Source organism: Halegenticoccus tardaugens (genome assembly GCF_004116405.1).
In the GTDB taxonomy this organism is placed as follows: domain Archaea; phylum Halobacteriota; class Halobacteria; order Halobacteriales; family Haloferacaceae; genus Halegenticoccus; species Halegenticoccus tardaugens.
Map to the genome: position 1 here is coordinate 49,352 of NZ_SDIC01000007.1, position 16,771 is coordinate 66,122.

Genomic DNA, 16,771 nt, shown 5'->3' on the forward strand with positions numbered 1-16,771 from the left:
CCGTATGATGACATCCGCTTACCAGAGTACGTGTCCACTATGCCACTATGATTGTACCAGTCACGATCATCTTCGGTGCCACCTTCATCGACACCACCGTAAACAGGAACTCATCGATGCCTATCTCGCAGTCTGCCAGGACAAAACACCACTGTTGCTGTAGCCACCCTTCTGACAACAACGGCTCTGTTGAAATCCTTCAGCGTTGACATTGAGAAGAGTTACTCTTCTCACCGAATTCCGCGGTTCCGATACGAACGAACTTCTCAGTAAATCGCAAGATGGCAAGAGGGTTTCAACAGAGCCACAACAACCTAATCAAGCGCTGGTACAGAAAAATCTCTCACCGTGGCTATAGTATCTACTCAGCACGTAAACAAGTGAAAAATATGTTATCGTGCTGGTTAAAGAGCTATTTATCTCTTCAGTAGTGTGTTGTAGATTCAAGTGATTAAGTCCCACTACAACTACTCAGTCTTGTCGCTGTACAGGATGGCGGAATAATAAGCCAACAGATATTTGTGGTTGTGTGGCATACCCTCGCTTGGGGAGGAATCAGAGTAACAGGATGTGAAGTGCCAAACGTTCCTTTAGCCCGTCTCCTCCCCATCACTGCTGGGGCACAGATTCTGGCTGCCACAGACGTCGACGAGGAGACGAAAACTGCAGAACTTGAGGCGCTCGTCGAACGTACAGAACAAGCAGGTAGCGACATCACTGTCGACGCCGTGGCTAACGAACTTGAGGACCAGCATATTGGCGTTCCCTCGTACAGCTGAGTTCACTTGAACGACTTTCGTCTCTTCGAACTCCACGGGCGGTGTTATCCATGGACGACTGAGGATGAGCTACTCGATGCGACGGGCGAGCTTCCAGAGTCCCCCAGACCGGGCTGGGAACAACGGTGAACTACCCTGCCCCCAGCGAGGCCGCAAGGCTGAGCAGGACGGGGCTTCCTGTTTCCACGACGCGCTGTGCAGACACCGAATTGGTGTCCGGAGGGAGCGCAGTCTCAGCAGGCATTGAATCAGAGTGAACCATCCCTACTTGATTGAGTCCGCGAGAGAGGATGTTGTACGTGGCGTTGAGGTCACGGTCCGCTTCGAACCCGCACGACGGGCACGAGTGTTCGCGCACCTATAGCGGTTTCTCGGTCGAAACGCCACACTCCGAACGCTTCTTTGTCGTTCTTCGTGGATCAACGGCGATAACGTGCGTGCCTTCGCGCTCGAGCTTGTATTCAAGCGCTTGGAGGAACGTGCCCCCACGCCGCTCCGGCGCGGTTCCGGCTGTTCGACGGAAGTTCCATCAACCCTTTCGCGTTGAGGTCTTCGACCGCCACGAGGTCGTATTCCCGAGCGTAGTAGTTCGAGAGTAGGTTTCGCACGTAGCCGTGGCTCCCCGACTATTCCACCCTCTCGCCGGTAGATATAAATAAAAGTATATCAGAATAAAAATGCAGCATGAATAATAATAAACTAACATCTGAAACTGATCGGCCGACCGTACTCAACCGCCGTACTGTCTTAGGAGGTCTGCTAGGGGGCAGTTTCGGGGTGCACACTCTGAGCAAAACGACACTTGGAAAGCCAACGCAGCAGTCTGCCTCTTCGACTCGGCCAGCCGATCCTGCAGTCGCGAACGATGTCCGTAACGAATTTCTCCATGCCTGGGAGGGATACAAAGAATACGCGTTCGGCCACGATCGACTCAAACCACTTTCCAAATCGTTCGACGAGTTTTTCCTTGAAGGTGAGTCGCTCGGACTGACGATTATAGAGAGCCTCGATACGATGTATTTGATGGGGCTCGATGGTGAATTGGAAATCGCTGTTGAGTGGATTGAAAACCATCTCACATTTGATTACGATCAAGAGATTCAAGTCTTTGAGGCGACCATCCGTCTCGTAGGTGGGCTCATAGCTGGGTATCTAGCTACCGATAATGAGACACTAGTAAACCTAGCTACAGATCTTGCAGATCGCTTGCTCCCAGCATTCGAAAAGTCAGCTACAGGTATGCCGTATCGATTCGTGAACCTCCACACGGGGGAGGTAAGCGGATCTGAAAATTTCTTGGCCGAGATTGGAACTCATATCGCTGAATGGGGTGTCCTCTCTGAGCTTGTGAATGACGATCGATACTACAACGCCGCAAAGAAGGCATTGGAGGCGGTGTACGAACGTCGGTCAGATCTCGATTTAGTTGGTGCCACCATCAATGTTGAAACTGGAGAATGGGTCGACCCAGTCGCTCGGATCGGGCCGCCTGTGGACTCCCTCTATGAATACCTCTGGGACGGGTGGGTACTCTTCGGCGATACTGATCTCCTCCGTTGGTACAGTGTTCTCTTGGATGGGATTCTCACCCATCAAGCAGAGCGGTACAATGGGAACCTGTGGTTCAAACGTGTTGATATGAACAGTGGCGAGCTCGTGAACAGAGAACAGAGCGAACTGGCACAATTTTTCGCGGGCCTTCTCTGCGAGTCCGGCCAGCCTGCTCTCGGAGGTGAATACCATGATTCATGGACTGAAGTCCATGAACTGTATGGATTGCCCCCTGGGCACGTCGATTACTCTGATCTCTCTGCTATTTCCACAACTTATTATCTTCGACCGGAGTACCTTGGCCCGGCACTCTTACTCTATGACGAAACCGGAGACGAGGTCTACCGCGAACGTGCTTACCGTCACTACAAGCAAATGAAGGAACATTGCCGTGTTTCGACCGGCTACACGGTCATCGACGACGTCACAACACGGCCGATGCAACAGGGTGATTTGACGATGGGATACTGGTTCTCTGAAAATATGAAATACCTATATCTCCTTTTCTCAGAGCCAGAGCGGCTTGATCGCCAGAATTATTATTTGACTACTGAAGGGAATGTACTTCGAGGTCTAAAATAAACGCTGCAGAAAATTCCCGAGACATCGTTCTTCGATTCTAACCAATGGTCACTATGGCTGTTTAAGGCGGTGTCATTAAATGGTCATCCGGTTGCGGCCGATCATACCGTCGAGGTCGTCCAGTACTGGTTCCGAACTTCGATTTCGTTTTTACTGTATTCTAATGATCCGAGGAGATAGGTGAGATATTTTGATCGAAATCGATTCCGGGGACCAGTGATTCCGATGGAAGCAATAACCTCTTGTTTGTCGTTGAAAATCGGAACCGCAACCCCCCGTACTCCTCTTAGATGCTCTTCATCGTCAGTCGCATATCCTTGCTGACGTATCTGTTTCAGTTCCTCTTCCAGACCGTCCTCGGTCGTAAATGTATGCTCCGTCCCACGTGGGAGTCCATGATGTTCGATGATTCCGTGACGTCTCACAGCAGGGAGATGGGCAAGGAGTGCTTTGCCAAGTGATGTCCAGTGCATATTGGTGCGATTCCCAACAGGGATTTCATCGCCAGCAGCCATTTCACCGGCAGTTCGATAGAGGATGACTCTTTGTCCTCGTTCCTCTACTGCTGCCCCCACGATTTCACCAGTTGATGACGCTAACTCGTCAACTTTGTTCTCAAGTAACCGTGCGGCCTCAAACCGATCTCTGATGACACCAGCGTCCGTTAAAAATTGAAGAGAGCGTTGATACAGAGTGCCTTCTTTAATCAGATATCCCTGCTGAAGGAGGGTATTCAGATGTGTGAAGACGGTACTCGTAGACATATCGAGTTGTTCAGCGATCTCTGAGACGCCTGCTGGTTCGATTTCCCCGAGTACAGTGAGAACCTCAAAGGTAGTCTCAACGGCACCAATTGTCTTTTGTTGAGGCGTACCAGGCATGTCCTTTCCACTGGTTACCACTCACACATAGATTTTTCTACTCTCTCGCATCTTCTTTCGATACTGTCGAAGTAACTGAGCTTCTCTTTAACTCACAGAGGAATGGCGCATACACGCTAACTGCCGCTCATGGGAAAGAAACGATTTTGGCAGTTCACGCGCGCTGCATCACTTTCTGTGGGGAGCTGAGATTTCCGCTTGAGTATTCAACAACAGCGGAACAACCGGAGTACTCGATGGCTCCTGTGTCAATTTTCGGTCGGCGATTCTACCACATCGAATGAATTTGTGGCGCTAATGAGTACATTGCTTCACGGGTCTCTATGCAGTCATCCGATTAGCAGGCTTCTGAGGCTAATTGGCATTTTTACTATCATCGGAACCTTATCGGCCAATTTTTTCCGAAATAGATCTAAAAACCGTGATTAACTTTATAATTGTCCAGAATAGTGGGGGTGTATGGCATACATAGATGCCCCCTTAGTAGCGTTCGTCGTAGGGTTAGCGACGACGGTACTATTGCTTGTTCGGCTCAAATTGCCTGCTTTCATCGGGCTCATCATCGCAACGTTTGCAGTTGGGCTCGTCGCACCGCAGGTTCCGCTCACAGACGTGGCAACGCAGACAGCGACTGGGTTTGGTGACACGTTTGCTGGTGTGGGGATTCCAATTCTGATGGCAGCAGTAATCGGGAAGACAATGTTAGAAAGCGGCGCTGCAGAGCGTATAATTCGTGCCTTCACGTCCGTCACTGGCGAAGACCACGGCGAATATGCCCTATTCGGGAGTGGATTCGTTCTGGCGATTCCTGTCTTCTTTGGCAACGTATTCTACTTGCTGGCCCCACTTGCGCGCTCGATGCGTGTACGCGTTGGCCACAGTTACGCGTTGTTCATCATTACAATCTGTGCAGCGGCTGCGACGACACATGTTTTCGTCCCGCCAACGCCTGGACCCCTTGCTGTCGCGGGCGAGATTGGTGCGAATCTGGGGACGACTATCCTGGTTGGCCTCGCTGTCGGCTTCCCAACGGCAGTCCTTTCAGGACTTGTCTACGGCAAGTTCATCTCAAAACGGATTGACATCCCGCTTCGTGATACGATGGGCACAACGACAGAGGAACTGAAGGACCTCTCACAGCAGTCTACATCGAAGCTTCCCGGTGTACTGGAGGCGTCCCTGCCGATCTTGCTTGCCATCGTGCTTGTCGGCGCTCAAACTGTCACGGATACGTTTTTCTCGGGCAGTGCGTGGTTCGTCACTGTCTTTGCGTTCGTCGGGGACCCAAACTTCGCGCTCACCGTTGCGGCGCTCGCCTCAGCTGTCACCTTCTATCGGATGAAATCCTTAGATATAGAAGCGTGGGCCGCCGAACTCACGGAAGCTCTAAAAGAAGGCGGGAACATCGCTGCAATTGTCGGTGCTGGAGGAGCATTCGGTGGGATGCTCGCCGCGGCTGGTGTCGGCACTTACATCTCCAGTGCACTACAGGAAGTCGGGTTTGGCCTCATCGTCACTGCGTGGATTATTGCCGCAGCTGTTCGCATCGCGCAGGGCTCTGCGACCGTTGCCATGCTTACTACCGCCGGAATCATCGCTCCGCTCGTTGGGCAATTAACAGTTAACCCAGCGTACCTTGTGATGGCGATTGGTGCCGGTGGAAACATTCTCTCCTGGTATAACGACGGTGGATTCTGGATCATCACTGAAATTGGCGGACTCACACAGGCTGAGGCACTAAAAACGTGGACCGTTGTCACAACGTTAATTGCCGTCTTCGGCCTCATCTTCGTTATCATGTTTTCAACGGTACTGCCCCTCGCATGACGGAACGTTACTTACACGCAGCGACGGGTTCCGGTGTCCGTTGCCAGCGTTCACGACTCGGAGTTCAGACCCGAACCGAGCTGACGATCAATTCACCCACAACAATACATCCATGAAAATAACAGATATCGAATCATTCGCAGTCAACGTTCCACTCGTTCCATTCGAAAACGGAGGTATCGGGCCGTATGTGACCAATCATAACTCTCTGACCGATATGGATCGGATTCTCGTCCGGGTTGATACTAACGAGGGTATCTCTGGCTGGGGAGAGGTTCGTGCATTCCTCACCCCAGAGGCGACCGTTTCCATTCTCGAAGACGGTGTCCGTCCGCTCGTCGTCGGACAGTCACCGTTTGAACTCGAAAAACTTCGGCGACAGGTGTTCATCGAGTACACGAACGCCGATATGTTCTTCGCACCAGTCGAAGTCGCATGTTGGGATATCGTAGGGAAAGCGCTTGAGAAACCGGTCTACGAGCTCCTCGGTGGTTGGACGTCACCTACACAGACGGAAATGAAACACCGGGATCATCAGGGTGACTATGAGGATGCACACAAGATTGAGATCGCATACTGTCTGGGTATCCTACCTCCTGAGCAGTCGCGACAACGGGCTGCTGAGGTTCTCAATGAGGGATACTCCGTGTTGAAAACGAAGGCTGGCCGCAATTGGAAAGAGGATATCGCCCGTATTAGAGCGATGCACACCGAAGTCGAGGGGGAATTAGAGTTCCGTCTCGATCCCAACCAAGGGTGGACCATCGATCAAGCGATTCGTGTTGGATCAGCCCTGGCAGATGCTGGGATTTACCTCCAATACATGGAACAGCCAATTCGGGTTGATGCACACAAGTCTTTGGCGAGTCTGAAGGCTCAAACGAGACAGCCCCTGGGACCGAATGAAGACACCTACATTCCACACAATCTCCGCCGACTTATCGACGCGGGAGCTATCGATGTTGCAGTCTTAGATCTGACTCCTGCGGGTGGAATTACAGGGCTACGCCAGCAGGCAGCCATCGTTGAGGATGCAGGCATTCCAATGGCTCACCACTGTGCATTCGATCTTGGGGTCAGAACAGCGGCAATCTTACACGCCGTGCATGGAATTCCTGGCTTTTCTCTTCCTCCTGACTCTGTCTATTATGGATGGGAGGACGACATTATCGTTGACCCTTTCGATATTGTCAATGGGGCGCTTCATGTTCCACAAGAGCCTGGACTTGGTGTTGAAGTCGATCGTGAGACCATCGAGGAGTACCGTATCGCATGACCCGTTCGACTCCACTGCTGGACCAACAAGTTTCGTTTGGGACGCAGTCCGCAAGCGATATCGCCGCTATCGGTGCCGAAGAGGGCTCAGTGCTCGTTATTCCTGTTGGCAGTATTGAACAACATGGGGAGCATCTCCCTGTCATGACCGATACACTGCTCGCGAATAGCGTCGCGATAGCGGCTGCCAAACGTGTTGTTGACGATATTCCTGTGCTAGTAACGCCTTCCGTGAGGCCTGGATATTCTCCCCACCATCTCTCGTTCGGTGGAACCCTCTCTGCGAGCTTCGAGGCGCTTCTCAATCTCCTTCGTGACACGGCCAACACAGGTCTTTCAAATGGGTTCGACGCACTGGTGTTGGTAAATGGCCACGGCGGCAACACGCCGCTCATTAACGCAGCTGTCTCGGAAATTGGGGCCACTCACTCAGAAACAGAAATCCTCGGTCTCACATACTTCGAACTTGTGGCTGATCTCGTCGAGAAGGTGCGCCAAAGCGATGTTGGAGGAATGGCCCATGGCGGTGAGTTCGAGACATCGATGATGTTGCATTTATTCCCGGAATTGGTCGATACTGAAGAAATGCCTGCTACATACTGGGACGAGCACTACGATCTCGGTGGAAAAGATCTCGTCAGCGGCGGCCCGCTCTCCGTCTATCGTACCTTCGACGAATATTCCGACAGTGGTGCGGTTGGCGATCCAAGCCTCGCCGATGAGAGTACCGGCAAACAGCTCTTCGACGGCACGACACAGGCCCTTGCAGACTTGTTGACCGAAGTCCACGAACAAAATATCGATTGAGGCTGCGATCCGACCTATGCGTTGGCCACCTTCCGTTAATCAGGATTTGAGTTATCGCAACTCTACTGTAGAAACGGCGTGTGATTTAAATTTATAAAATTATATTATAATATAATTAATAATATTATCTTTGTGATATATTCAGAATACGTTTTCCCGATCCAATATCGAGTCGTGTTCAGTCGCTAGGAGATGCCGACGCGTCAGCTGGTTCCTCGCGGCGGGCATGTGGATCATCATCGATGAACGTCTGCCACAGGCGAACGACGAACACGGTCCATGGAAGGGCAATGAGCGTGAAACCAGCGACGCTGAGCATCTCCGCAACGTTCAAAAACACCGGGAACGCCGTCGCCCAGAGGACAAGCATCTCGAAATTGATGCTGACAACGCCCATCCACGATGGAGCGTAAGAACTCGATTCGACCGCACTCGTTACGTCCACGACTCCCTCCGTATCCTCGAAGGCACCAACCACGATCGGCAGAAATGCCATTGCCAACTGGAGCATCCATGATAAACGACGGAAGACATACCAGAAGGTCCCGTCATGAGCGAGAGTCCGGCTTGGAACCTGAAAAAGGATGCAGCATCCAACGAGTCCTTGACGATACGATGGAAGTCTAGTTTAGAACGTAACTATAAACATCCACAATTCCTTGATCAACTGGAATTTAGGATACGGTACTCCCAATCATTCATGTAGGCGTCGTATACGCGTTGAAGACACGAAAAATGGCACCTCGCCACCTGAAACGGAGCCGTGTGTAATAATAGAGGGGAGTCTTCAATCCCTAGTCTGCCGGCCGCGCCTGTCCCGGGGCCGACACGCCAGGGAGACTCGGAACTGAGAGGTCGATCCGTCGGAGCAACTGTGCGTTGATCGCGACGATAACGGTGCTCAGGGACATTAGGAGCGCACCGACGGCAGGCGACAGGAGGATTCCGACCGGAGCGAGTACGCCCGCGGCCAGTGGGATGGCGAAGACGTTGTATCCGGCGGCCCAGACAATGTTCTCCTGCATCTTCCGGTAACTCGCCTTGCTCAGTTTCACGAGACGGACGACGTCCATCGGGTTGTTCTGGACGAGGATGATGTCGGCCGATTGGACGGCCACGTCTGTTCCACTCCCGATGGCGATGCCGACGTCCGCCCGCGTTAACGCCGGGGCATCGTTTACGCCGTCGCCGACCATCCCGACGAGTTTCCCCTGATCCTGAAGCTCCTGGACCTTCGCGTCCTTGTCCTCGGGTAGCACCTCGGCGAAGACAGTGTCGATGCCGAGCTCGTCGGCCACCGCGTCGGCCACATCCTGCGAATCGCCAGTCAGCATTGCCACTTCGATGCCGAGCTCGTGGAGCGCATCGACGACCCGGTAACTCTCCTCGCGGATCACGTCAGCCATGGCGAAGGCGGCGATCAGCTCGCCCTCGCGAACGAGGTACACGACCGTTTGCGCGTTCTCGCCGGCTTCGTCGGCGAAGCGCCGCAGATCGGACCCAATGTCGCTGTCGAGGTGATTCAAAAGATTCGGGCCGCCGACGTAGACCTCGTCGCCGTCGACCATCGCCCGGACACCTTGGCCTTTCATCGCCTCGAAGTCAACCGCGTCAGGCGCATCGATCCCCCGCTCGTCGGCCGTCTGCCGGATTGCCCGCGCGATCATGTGCTCGGAGTCGCCCTCGACGGCGGCAGCTAGGGACAATGCGTCCTCCTCATCGGTGCCCTCGACAGTCGCCATCCCGACCACACCATGTTCACCCTCGGTGAGTGTTCCCGTCTTGTCGAAGATGATCGCGTCGAAATTACGCGCCTCCTCCATGGCGATTCGGTCTCGGACGAGCATGCCGTTCCGGGCCGCGAGCGACGTGTTGATTGCGACGACGAGCGGAATCGCGAGCCCGAGTGCGTGGGGGCACGCGATGACCAGCACTGTCACGACGCGCTCGATAACCTCTGCATCGAACGAGACCGCGACAGTCCACGCGACAGCGGTCACGGCTGCCGCCGCTACGGCGACGTAGAACAGCCAGCCCGCGGCCCGGTCGGCGAGCACCTGTGTCTGGGACTTGCTCTCCTGGGCCTCCTCGACGAGGCGCATGATGCCCGCGAGCGTCGTTTCGTCACCCGTTGCGTCAATCCGAACACGGAGACTCCCGTCGCCGTTGACCGTGCCACCGATGACCTCGTTGCCTGGTTCCTTCGAGACGGGTCTGGACTCGCCGGTGATCATTGCCTCGTTTACGTCGGAGTCACCCTTCTCGACGACGCCGTCGGCTGGGACACTTGCGCCGGGCCGAATGAGGACGAGATCGCCCTCCGACAGCTCGCTCACCGGTACCTCCTCGGTGTCACCACTTTCAGTGATCCGCTCCGCCGTGTCGGGCATGAGCCTCGCCAGCTGGTCGAGGGCACTCGAAGCACGACGGACAGATCGCATCTCGATCCAGTGGCCCAACAGCATGATGTCGATCAGCGTCACCAACTCCCAGAAGAAGGCAGACGTCGTCGGGAAGACGACGCTCGCGAGGCTGTAGACGAACGCGACGGTGATCGCCATCGAGATGAGCGTCATCATCCCAGGCGAGCGATCCTCTAGTTCCGGAGCGGCCATCCGGAGGAACGGGACGCCACCATAGGCGAAGACGATCACCGCGAAGACGGGGTTTATCCACTCGCTGCCCGAGAATGCCGGCACTGTGAATCCGAGCCACCCCTGAAGGGTTTCGCTGTACAGAAGGACCGGGATTGAGAGAAGCGTCGAGACGAAGAAACGCCGACGGAACATCTGCTCGTGGCCCTCGTGCATTCCGCCATGGCCGTCGTGACCGTCTCCGTGACCGCCGGCCCCGTGCCCCATTTCGTGCTCGGTTCGCTCGTGGATCTCTTGTTTGGCTTCTTCGGCGTCTTCCCCTTCCTCCTCGAGTATTCCCTGTTCGACCCGGTCGACGTCCCGATCGTCAGCTATCTCGTTCGGTTCGTCACTCGCGCTGGGTTCGGAGTGATCGTGATGGGGGTGTTCGCCGTCGGCTGAGTGTTCGTGGTCGTCCATAGTTCATCGGTGTCTCTGAGAGTACGCGCCGGATAGTGATGGATGTAGGGGACAGAAAGTCAGGCGTGACTTGTGACTACAGTGCTTCAGGCGTATGCCGTGTATCCAGCATCTTCGACGGCCTGAACGAGTGCTGTGGTGTCAGCGTCACCATCGACGCTCGCCTGTTCGGCCTCTCGATCGGCAGCCGCGTCGGTCACGCCGCTCACCTCTCGAAGCGCTTCTTCGACTGTCTGCTCACAGTGGCCACAGGTCATTCCCTCGACAGTGAGGGTCGTTGACATACACGAATACATACGCTCCCCTTTCTTATGCGGATTTTCCCTTCGAACTAGTGGGTCGTAGACATTCCAAAGTTTGGAAAACAAGCGTATTCCGCCGGGAAGCTTTAGTCATTCGTCGCCGTTTGTACCACTATGCGCGACCTCGACGAAACCGATCTCGAGATTCTCCAGCTCCTGATGTCGAACGCTCGTCGTCCGTACAGTGACATCGCTGATGCCGTCGGTCTCTCGGCACCGGCGGTATCGGATCGGGTGGCGAGACTGCAGGAGATGGGCATCATCAACCGATTCACGCTTGACGTCGATCACTCACAACTTCGGAAGGGGATTCCTGTGTTGCTGACACTGGACGTCTCCTCTGACGGTCCAGATGTCGCATCACTCAAAGATGTCCTGCTCAGCGAGGGAGCGGTCGAACACGTATTCACCACCGCTGAAGCCGATCTGGTTGTCTATGCGCGAGTCCCGGACAATGATGTTGCCAGTTGGCTCGACGACACCCTCAAAGACGGAGCGATCGCAGATTTTGGAGTGACGCTCCTAGCAGGCGCTGATTGGTCGCCTGATCTGGGTGGGACGGAGTTCGCGCTCACCTGTGCCCAGTGCGGGAATACGGTCGATACCGAGGGGACAGCGACCCGCATCGATGGGGAGTTGTACCAGTTCTGTTGTCCATCGTGTGAATCCCGATTCGAGGAGAAATACGAGCAGCTTCAGCAGGGAGTCGATTGATTAGGGAGGTCTGCTAGATTGCTTTGGATTCAAAATGCCACAGCCTCATTTACCGAACACCTGAAAGGGCAAACCGATTGAACGAGGGGTCCATATGAGTATGTAATGAGTCACCGCCGAAGCCAAATTAACATCCAGGGGATGAGTTGCGCGAACTGCTCGCAAACCATCACCGACGCCGTCGAGTCCGTAGATGGCGTCTCGGACGCGAACATCAATTTCGCGACCGACGAGGGGAGTATAGAGTACGACCCAGAAGAAACGTCGCTCGCCCGGATCTTCGACGCCATCGAGGACGCCGGATACACGCCGGTCACGGATTCAGTGACGGTCGGCATCACGGACATGTCGTGTGCGAACTGCTCAGAGACAGTGCAGAACGCACTTGAGCAGACGCCCGGCGTCGTCACAGCGGACGTGAACTTCGCGACCGACGAGGCACAGGTCACGTACAACCCCGATGAAGCGAGTCTCACGGACTTCTACGACGCCATCGAGGACGCTGGCTACTCACCCGTCCGCGAGGACGCTGAGACTGAGGACGAGTCGGGTGGTGACGCCCGGGAGGCCGCCCGGCAAGAGGAGATCAGGCGACAGTTGCGGTTGACGCTGTTCGGCGCGGCGCTCGCGGCCCCGATGCTGTTCTTCCTCGCCGAGAAGTTCCTGCTCGGCGGTGGCGTCCTTCCGGAGACGATTCTCGGGATCGAATTCGGCTGGGCAGAGTTCCTGCTGGCGACGCCCGTCCAATTAGTGCTCGGCTGGCCGTTCTACAAGAACTCCTACAAGGCGCTCGTCAAGAACGGCCGCGCCAACATGGACGTCCTGATCGCACTGGGCTCGACCACCGCGTACGTCTACTCCGTGGCGGTCCTGCTCGATGTCATTGCCGGCGGCCTGTACTTCGACACGGCAGCGCTCATCCTCGTGTTCATCACGCTCGGTAACTATCTGGAGGCCCGCTCGAAGGGGCAGGCCGGCGAAGCGCTCCGCAAACTGCTGGAGATGGAGGCCGAGACGGCCACCATCGTCAACGAAGAGGGTAACGAAGAAGAGATTCCTCTCGAAAACGTTGAGGTCGGCGACCGGATGAAGGTCCGTCCGGGCGAACAGATCCCGACCGACGGCGTCGTCGTCGACGGGCAGTCCGCAGTGGGTGAGTCGATGGTGACTGGCGAGTCCGTCCCCGTCGAGAAGAGCGAGGGCGACGAGGTGGTCGGCTCGACCATCAACGAGAACGGCGTGCTCGTCGTGGAAGCGACGAAGGTCGGGAAGGACACCGCCCTCCAGCAGATCGTTCAGACGGTGAAGGAAGCGCAGTCGCGCCAGCCCGACATTCAGAACCTCGCCGACCGCATCTCGGCGTACTTTGTGCCGGCGGTCATCGCGAACGCCGTCCTCTGGGGCCTCGTCTGGTACCTGTTCCCCGAAGCACTCGCTGGGTTCGTCGAGTGGCTCCCGCTGTGGGGCCTCGTTGCAGGCGGCCCCGTCGCGGCCGGTGGCGTGTCGGTCTTCGAATTCGCGGTGATCGTCTTCGCGTCGGCCGTGTTGATCGCCTGTCCCTGCGCACTGGGACTGGCGACCCCAGCCGCGACAATGGTTGGGACGACCATCGGCGCACAGAACGGTGTCCTGTTCAAGGGTGGTGACATCCTCGAGCGAGCGAAGGACGTCGACACGGTCGTCTTCGACAAGACAGGGACGCTCACGAAAGGCGAGATGGAGCTGGCTGACGTGGTCGTTTTCGACGGCAACGGACAACCCGTGGCAGACGGCGGTGAACCCGCTGCCGATGGGGGCCAGCTAACCGCACAGGAGCGCCTCAGCGAGGACGACGTACTGCGGCTGGCAGCCACCGCCGAGAGTGGGAGCGAACACCCGCTCGCTCGGGCCATCGTCGACGGGGCCGAAGACCGCGGAATCGACGTGACCGACCCAGATAGCTTCGAGAACATCCCTGGACACGGCATCAAAGCGACCGTCGGTGACAGTGAGGTGCTGGTCGGGAATCGGAAGCTACTCCGGGACAACGGGATCGGACCCTCGCCCGCTCAGGAGACGATGGAGCGCCTTGAGAACGAGGGGAAGACGGCGATGCTCGTAGCCTACGAGGGTGAACTCGTCGGTGTGGTCGTCGACGCCGATACGATCAAGGAGAGTGCGAAAGAGGCCCTGAGCCAACTACAGGAGCGCGGTATCGACGTGATGATGATCACGGGCGACAACGAGCGGACCGCCCGAGCAGTGGCCGAGCAGGTCGGCATCGACCCCGAGAACGTCCGCGCGGAGGTCCTCCCCGAGGACAAGTCCAACGCCGTCGAGGCCATTCAGGACGAGGGGCGCAAGGCGATGATGGTCGGTGACGGCGTCAACGACGCCCCCGCGCTCGCCGTCGCGTACGTCGGGACTGCTATCGGGAGCGGGACGGACGTCGCCATCGAGGCGGCGGACGTGACGCTGATGCGTGACGACCCGCTCGACGTGGTGAAAGCCATCCGCATCTCGGACGCGACGCTCGCGAAGATCAAACAGAACCTCGTCTGGGCGCTCGGCTACAACACCGCGATGATCCCGCTCGCGTCGCTCGGGCTGCTCCAGCCCGTGCTCGCTGCCGGCGCGATGGCGTTCTCGTCGGTGTCAGTTCTGTCGAACAGCCTGCTGTTCCGCCGGTACACTCCTGACCACGACTACGAGCTGCTCGGCCGACTCCGCTAAGCAACCAACTCAGAGCCATCATGTCCACCGCATCCCGTCAAATGGTTCTGACGTATCTCGTCAAGTCAGTCAGTGCCGAGCCCACGCTTCCCCGGCCTGGTGAAATTACCAGCAATCTTGGCGGCTCACCCAAGGCTTACACACAGCACCCCAATCGACTCCGAGAGGACATCGTCGGCGTGGCACTCGAACACTGTGGCCGATCGAAGTACACGACGCTGCGTGTCGAGGCGATCGACTCATGAATGCGACCAGTACGATAACGCGGCAATACGGTGCAGCGATCGCGCTCGTCTCCGGCCTGTACTCACTGATCTCCGTGACGGGTGGGACTGGGATGATGGGTTCGAACAGTGGCCTCCTCATGACGATTCTCGGCATCGTCGTCGTGATTCACGGCGTCGTCCTGCTGACGCCTACGCTAGCCGTCTCGGAAACGCGAGTGGGCCGCTGATGATCGGCTACTCGCTGATGATGTTGCTCAATCAGGCTCTCGTCAGGACGACTGGAAGCGCGAACTGGGGGATGAGTGGAGGCATGGGTCCCGGTACGGGCGGCGGGATGGGATCCAGCATGACTTCTGGGATGGGTTGGGATCTCGGCATGGTCGCTCTCGCTATCCTGATGTTGATCAGTGGTGTCATAATGACGAGTCGGCGCGACACCGAAGACGGAATGTGAAGAGGGAGTCAGCGGTCGAATGAGATGTGGTACCTCGACGTGTCACTTGGCTAGATTATACGCTATCAACCGAGAAGGTATCGGGTCCACGGATACCGTTCGACCAGCGGAAGGCCATCGACCTCGTACTGTTCGACGTACGCGTCGAGGCCGAGGATGCGGCCGGCGCCGAACGCGGCGACAGAGAGGAACACGAGCATGTAGGCGAAATCACCGTTGATGTAGCCGTGGGCGATGTCCCAGTTCCCGAAATAGAATAGGAGCATCATGAACGCACCCCAGAACGCGGCGAGGCGGGTGAGCAGGCCAACCAGCAACCCAAGGCCGATGAGGACCTCGCCCCATGGAACGCCGACGTTCACGAACGAGACGAACCAGGGCGTGTTCCCCATCGCGACGAACAGGTCCGCGAGCGGACTGCCGGTGTTCGGAACGGCTCCCGTCAGATAGCCGGCTGCACTGAAACTCCCTGAGAGGACCTTGTCGAGGCCGCTCTGGAAGAACGCAAGCCCCATCATCAGCCTGAGCGCGAAGATGAACCAGACACTCAGCGTGTGCAGTTTCCCACTTGCCGTGAAGCCGCCGATGGTACTCTCCAGATGCACCTCTTGCGATGCCATACTTAGAGAGGATTCACGAGTAGCTACAAAACGGTCATCCTGACGAGGAGTGTCGATTGATGGCGGACGCTGCCCTGAAATCGAGTAACCGATTTCAGAGAGCAGTTCCAGAGAATTCTCAGGTCAGAGTTGGTTGGCAGAGTGTCAGTGTTCGATCCGAATATCGTGCTGCGTTGTGATGAGCGTCCCATCCGGTTTCGATTGAAGGAACAGCCGGTATCTTCCGGGGGTAGGAAACTGCGCGCCGAATTCGACTCGTCCGCTGTCGGGATTTGTCTCCTCGGGATGGACGTGCAGATAGGCGAGATCGCCTTCTCGGAGTGCAACAAGATGGCCGAGCGCGCCAAGGTACGGATCCAGACGCGACACGTCCTCTCCGTTACGCCTGATTTCGAAGGCTAACTCAGCCGACTCACCGGCGAGAATCTCGTCAGTATGGAGGTCAACGGCGTATCCATCTGCTGTTGCACGCGGAGACGTATTGGGGCGTGGAGCAACCTCTATCTCCCCTGAAGCAAAGAGGTCGAATCCAAGTGTCCTCGGTCGACTGTCGACGACCAAGTCGATGAACGCTCGGTAGACACCGGGATTAGGGAGTGTGAACGCTTCGACACGCCAGGTTCCATCGGCGTCAAGCGTCGGATGGAGATGCTGGAATCGAGTTAGGTCTCGACGGACGACGATCAGGTGACCACGCTGTCCGTGAGCCTCGTCGAACTCGGTCACTACACTGCCATTCGACGTGACGACCTGGAAGCTCCAGTCGAGCGGGTCACCGGGAGTGAAGTGCGTGTCTGTCGGGACAAAGCGGAGTCCATCTGCGTCGACCGAGAGTCCGCCTAGTGTAGCGTGTCCACCAGGCCCGTATCCCTTGGGAGGACTGTGGCTCCCGTGTTCGGAGTGATTCTCCATAGAGTAGATATGGTCCGTTTCGGATTTACCGGTTGCTCTGATCTGGTATTGCGAATCGACTTCTCTGTTGGTTCG

General features: G+C 56.4%; 16 protein-coding genes and 1 pseudogene. 10 read left to right on the top strand and 7 right to left on the bottom strand.

All coding sequences use genetic code 11. The features are described 5' to 3' along the window. Positions 1–575 precede the first annotated feature (575 nt). Complete coding sequence (locus C3L37_RS24990) at positions 576–779, top strand: hypothetical protein (RefSeq protein WP_228546316.1); 204 nt, start codon at positions 576–578, stop codon at positions 777–779. A gap of 130 nt (positions 780–909) precedes the next feature. On the opposite strand, the pseudogene C3L37_RS17660 reads toward C3L37_RS24990, so the two are convergent. Next, positions 910–1,375, bottom strand: a pseudogene (locus tag C3L37_RS17660) (RNA-guided endonuclease InsQ/TnpB family protein); the annotation flags it as partial. A gap of 181 nt (positions 1,376–1,556) precedes the next feature. Between C3L37_RS17660 and C3L37_RS17665 the strand changes: the two are divergent. Beyond that, positions 1,557–2,912 carry a glycoside hydrolase family 47 protein gene (locus C3L37_RS17665; protein ID WP_228546317.1) on the top strand — a complete coding sequence of 452 codons (1,356 nt, stop codon included), beginning with the start codon at positions 1,557–1,559 and terminating at the stop codon, positions 2,910–2,912. Positions 2,913–3,013: 101 nt separating this feature from the next. On the opposite strand, the gene C3L37_RS17670 is transcribed toward C3L37_RS17665, so the two are convergent. Next, positions 3,014–3,793: an IclR family transcriptional regulator gene (locus C3L37_RS17670; protein WP_129115916.1), complete on the bottom strand. Its 780-nt coding sequence runs from the start codon at positions 3,791–3,793 to the stop codon at positions 3,014–3,016. 459 nt (positions 3,794–4,252) lie between these two features. On the opposite strand from C3L37_RS17670, the gene C3L37_RS17675 reads away from it, so the two are divergent. The 3 genes from C3L37_RS17675 to C3L37_RS17685 all read left to right on the top strand — a co-directional run bounded on the left by C3L37_RS17675 (position 4,253) and on the right by C3L37_RS17685 (position 7,702). After that, on the top strand, positions 4,253–5,620 hold the full coding sequence (locus C3L37_RS17675) for a GntP family permease (protein WP_129115917.1): 1,368 nt from the start codon (positions 4,253–4,255) through the stop codon (positions 5,618–5,620). 112 nt (positions 5,621–5,732) lie between these two features. Then, entirely contained in the window at positions 5,733–6,896 is a 1,164-nt protein-coding gene (locus C3L37_RS17680) for a mandelate racemase/muconate lactonizing enzyme family protein (protein ID WP_129115918.1), read from the top strand. Next, complete coding sequence (locus tag C3L37_RS17685; protein ID WP_129115919.1) at positions 6,893–7,702, top strand: creatininase family protein; 810 nt, start codon at positions 6,893–6,895, stop codon at positions 7,700–7,702. The genes C3L37_RS17680 and C3L37_RS17685 overlap by 4 nt, the downstream gene beginning before the upstream one ends. A 178-nt stretch (positions 7,703–7,880) precedes the next feature. Here C3L37_RS17685 and C3L37_RS17690 read toward each other — a convergent pair whose 3' ends face one another. Beyond that, positions 7,881–8,213, bottom strand: a complete 333-nt coding sequence (locus tag C3L37_RS17690; RefSeq protein WP_164974796.1) for a hypothetical protein — start codon at positions 8,211–8,213, stop codon at positions 7,881–7,883. A gap of 283 nt (positions 8,214–8,496) precedes the next feature. Further along, complete coding sequence (locus C3L37_RS17695) at positions 8,497–10,512, bottom strand: copper-translocating P-type ATPase (protein WP_129115921.1); 2,016 nt, start codon at positions 10,510–10,512, stop codon at positions 8,497–8,499. Between the two features lie 6 nt (positions 10,513–10,518). Here C3L37_RS17695 and C3L37_RS17700 point away from each other — a divergent pair, with 6 nt between their 5' ends. Beyond that, positions 10,519–10,737: a hypothetical protein gene (locus tag C3L37_RS17700; protein WP_129115922.1), complete on the top strand. Its 219-nt coding sequence runs from the start codon at positions 10,519–10,521 to the stop codon at positions 10,735–10,737. A gap of 104 nt (positions 10,738–10,841) precedes the next feature. Here the strand turns inward: C3L37_RS17700 and C3L37_RS17705 are convergent, their stop codons facing one another. Further along, entirely contained in the window at positions 10,842–11,039 is a 198-nt protein-coding gene (locus tag C3L37_RS17705) for a CopZ family metallochaperone (protein WP_129115923.1), read from the bottom strand. 132 nt (positions 11,040–11,171) lie between these two features. Between C3L37_RS17705 and C3L37_RS17710 the strand changes: the two genes are divergently transcribed. From C3L37_RS17710 to C3L37_RS25000, 4 genes are all read left to right on the top strand, one after another. Beyond that, on the top strand, positions 11,172–11,771 hold the full coding sequence (locus C3L37_RS17710) for an AsnC family transcriptional regulator (RefSeq protein WP_129115924.1): 600 nt from the start codon (positions 11,172–11,174) through the stop codon (positions 11,769–11,771). Positions 11,772–11,876: 105 nt separating this feature from the next. After that, positions 11,877–14,483 (top strand): heavy metal translocating P-type ATPase, encoded by a 2,607-nt coding sequence (locus C3L37_RS17715; protein WP_129115925.1) that lies wholly within the window; start codon positions 11,877–11,879, stop codon positions 14,481–14,483. 241 nt (positions 14,484–14,724) lie between these two features. Beyond that, positions 14,725–14,937: a hypothetical protein gene (locus tag C3L37_RS24995; protein ID WP_228546318.1), complete on the top strand. Its 213-nt coding sequence runs from the start codon at positions 14,725–14,727 to the stop codon at positions 14,935–14,937. After that, positions 14,937–15,164: a hypothetical protein gene (locus C3L37_RS25000; RefSeq protein WP_228546319.1), complete on the top strand. Its 228-nt coding sequence runs from the start codon at positions 14,937–14,939 to the stop codon at positions 15,162–15,164. Before C3L37_RS24995 ends, C3L37_RS25000 begins: the two co-directional genes overlap by 1 nt. A 65-nt stretch (positions 15,165–15,229) precedes the next feature. On the opposite strand, the gene C3L37_RS17725 is transcribed toward C3L37_RS25000, so the two are convergent. Together C3L37_RS17725 and C3L37_RS17730 are read right to left on the bottom strand one after the other, a co-directional pair. Continuing rightward, a complete protein-coding gene (locus C3L37_RS17725) occupies positions 15,230–15,784 on the bottom strand; it encodes a DoxX family membrane protein (protein WP_129115926.1) in 555 nt (184 codons plus the stop codon). 144 nt (positions 15,785–15,928) lie between these two features. Next, positions 15,929–16,696 (bottom strand): hypothetical protein, encoded by a 768-nt coding sequence (locus C3L37_RS17730; RefSeq protein WP_129115927.1) that lies wholly within the window; start codon positions 16,694–16,696, stop codon positions 15,929–15,931. Between the last annotated feature and the right edge of the window lie 75 nt (positions 16,697–16,771).

What these genes read in the sequence shown, in the direction of transcription:
- C3L37_RS17725 (WP_129115926.1), bottom strand. Translation starts at nt 15,784, where the DNA reads ATGGCATCGCAAGAGGTGCATCTGGAGAGTACCATCGGCGGCTTCACG.
- C3L37_RS17680 (WP_129115918.1), top strand. Translation starts at nt 5,733, where the DNA reads ATGAAAATAACAGATATCGAATCATTCGCAGTCAACGTTCCACTCGTT.
- C3L37_RS17705 (WP_129115923.1), bottom strand. Translation starts at nt 11,039, where the DNA reads ATGTCAACGACCCTCACTGTCGAGGGAATGACCTGTGGCCACTGTGAG.
- C3L37_RS24995 (WP_228546318.1), top strand. Translation starts at nt 14,725, where the DNA reads ATGAATGCGACCAGTACGATAACGCGGCAATACGGTGCAGCGATCGCG.
- C3L37_RS17675 (WP_129115917.1), top strand. Translation starts at nt 4,253, where the DNA reads ATGGCATACATAGATGCCCCCTTAGTAGCGTTCGTCGTAGGGTTAGCG.
- C3L37_RS25000 (WP_228546319.1), top strand. Translation starts at nt 14,937, where the DNA reads ATGATCGGCTACTCGCTGATGATGTTGCTCAATCAGGCTCTCGTCAGG.
- C3L37_RS17670 (WP_129115916.1), bottom strand. Translation starts at nt 3,793, where the DNA reads ATGCCTGGTACGCCTCAACAAAAGACAATTGGTGCCGTTGAGACTACC.
- C3L37_RS17710 (WP_129115924.1), top strand. Translation starts at nt 11,172, where the DNA reads ATGCGCGACCTCGACGAAACCGATCTCGAGATTCTCCAGCTCCTGATG.
- C3L37_RS17715 (WP_129115925.1), top strand. Translation starts at nt 11,877, where the DNA reads ATGAGTCACCGCCGAAGCCAAATTAACATCCAGGGGATGAGTTGCGCG.
- C3L37_RS17690 (WP_164974796.1), bottom strand. Translation starts at nt 8,213, where the DNA reads ATGCTCCAGTTGGCAATGGCATTTCTGCCGATCGTGGTTGGTGCCTTC.
- C3L37_RS17730 (WP_129115927.1), bottom strand. Translation starts at nt 16,696, where the DNA reads ATGGAGAATCACTCCGAACACGGGAGCCACAGTCCTCCCAAGGGATAC.
- C3L37_RS17685 (WP_129115919.1), top strand. Translation starts at nt 6,893, where the DNA reads ATGACCCGTTCGACTCCACTGCTGGACCAACAAGTTTCGTTTGGGACG.
- C3L37_RS17695 (WP_129115921.1), bottom strand. Translation starts at nt 10,512, where the DNA reads ATGCACGAGGGCCACGAGCAGATGTTCCGTCGGCGTTTCTTCGTCTCG.
- C3L37_RS17700 (WP_129115922.1), top strand. Translation starts at nt 10,519, where the DNA reads ATGGCCGTCGTGACCGTCTCCGTGACCGCCGGCCCCGTGCCCCATTTC.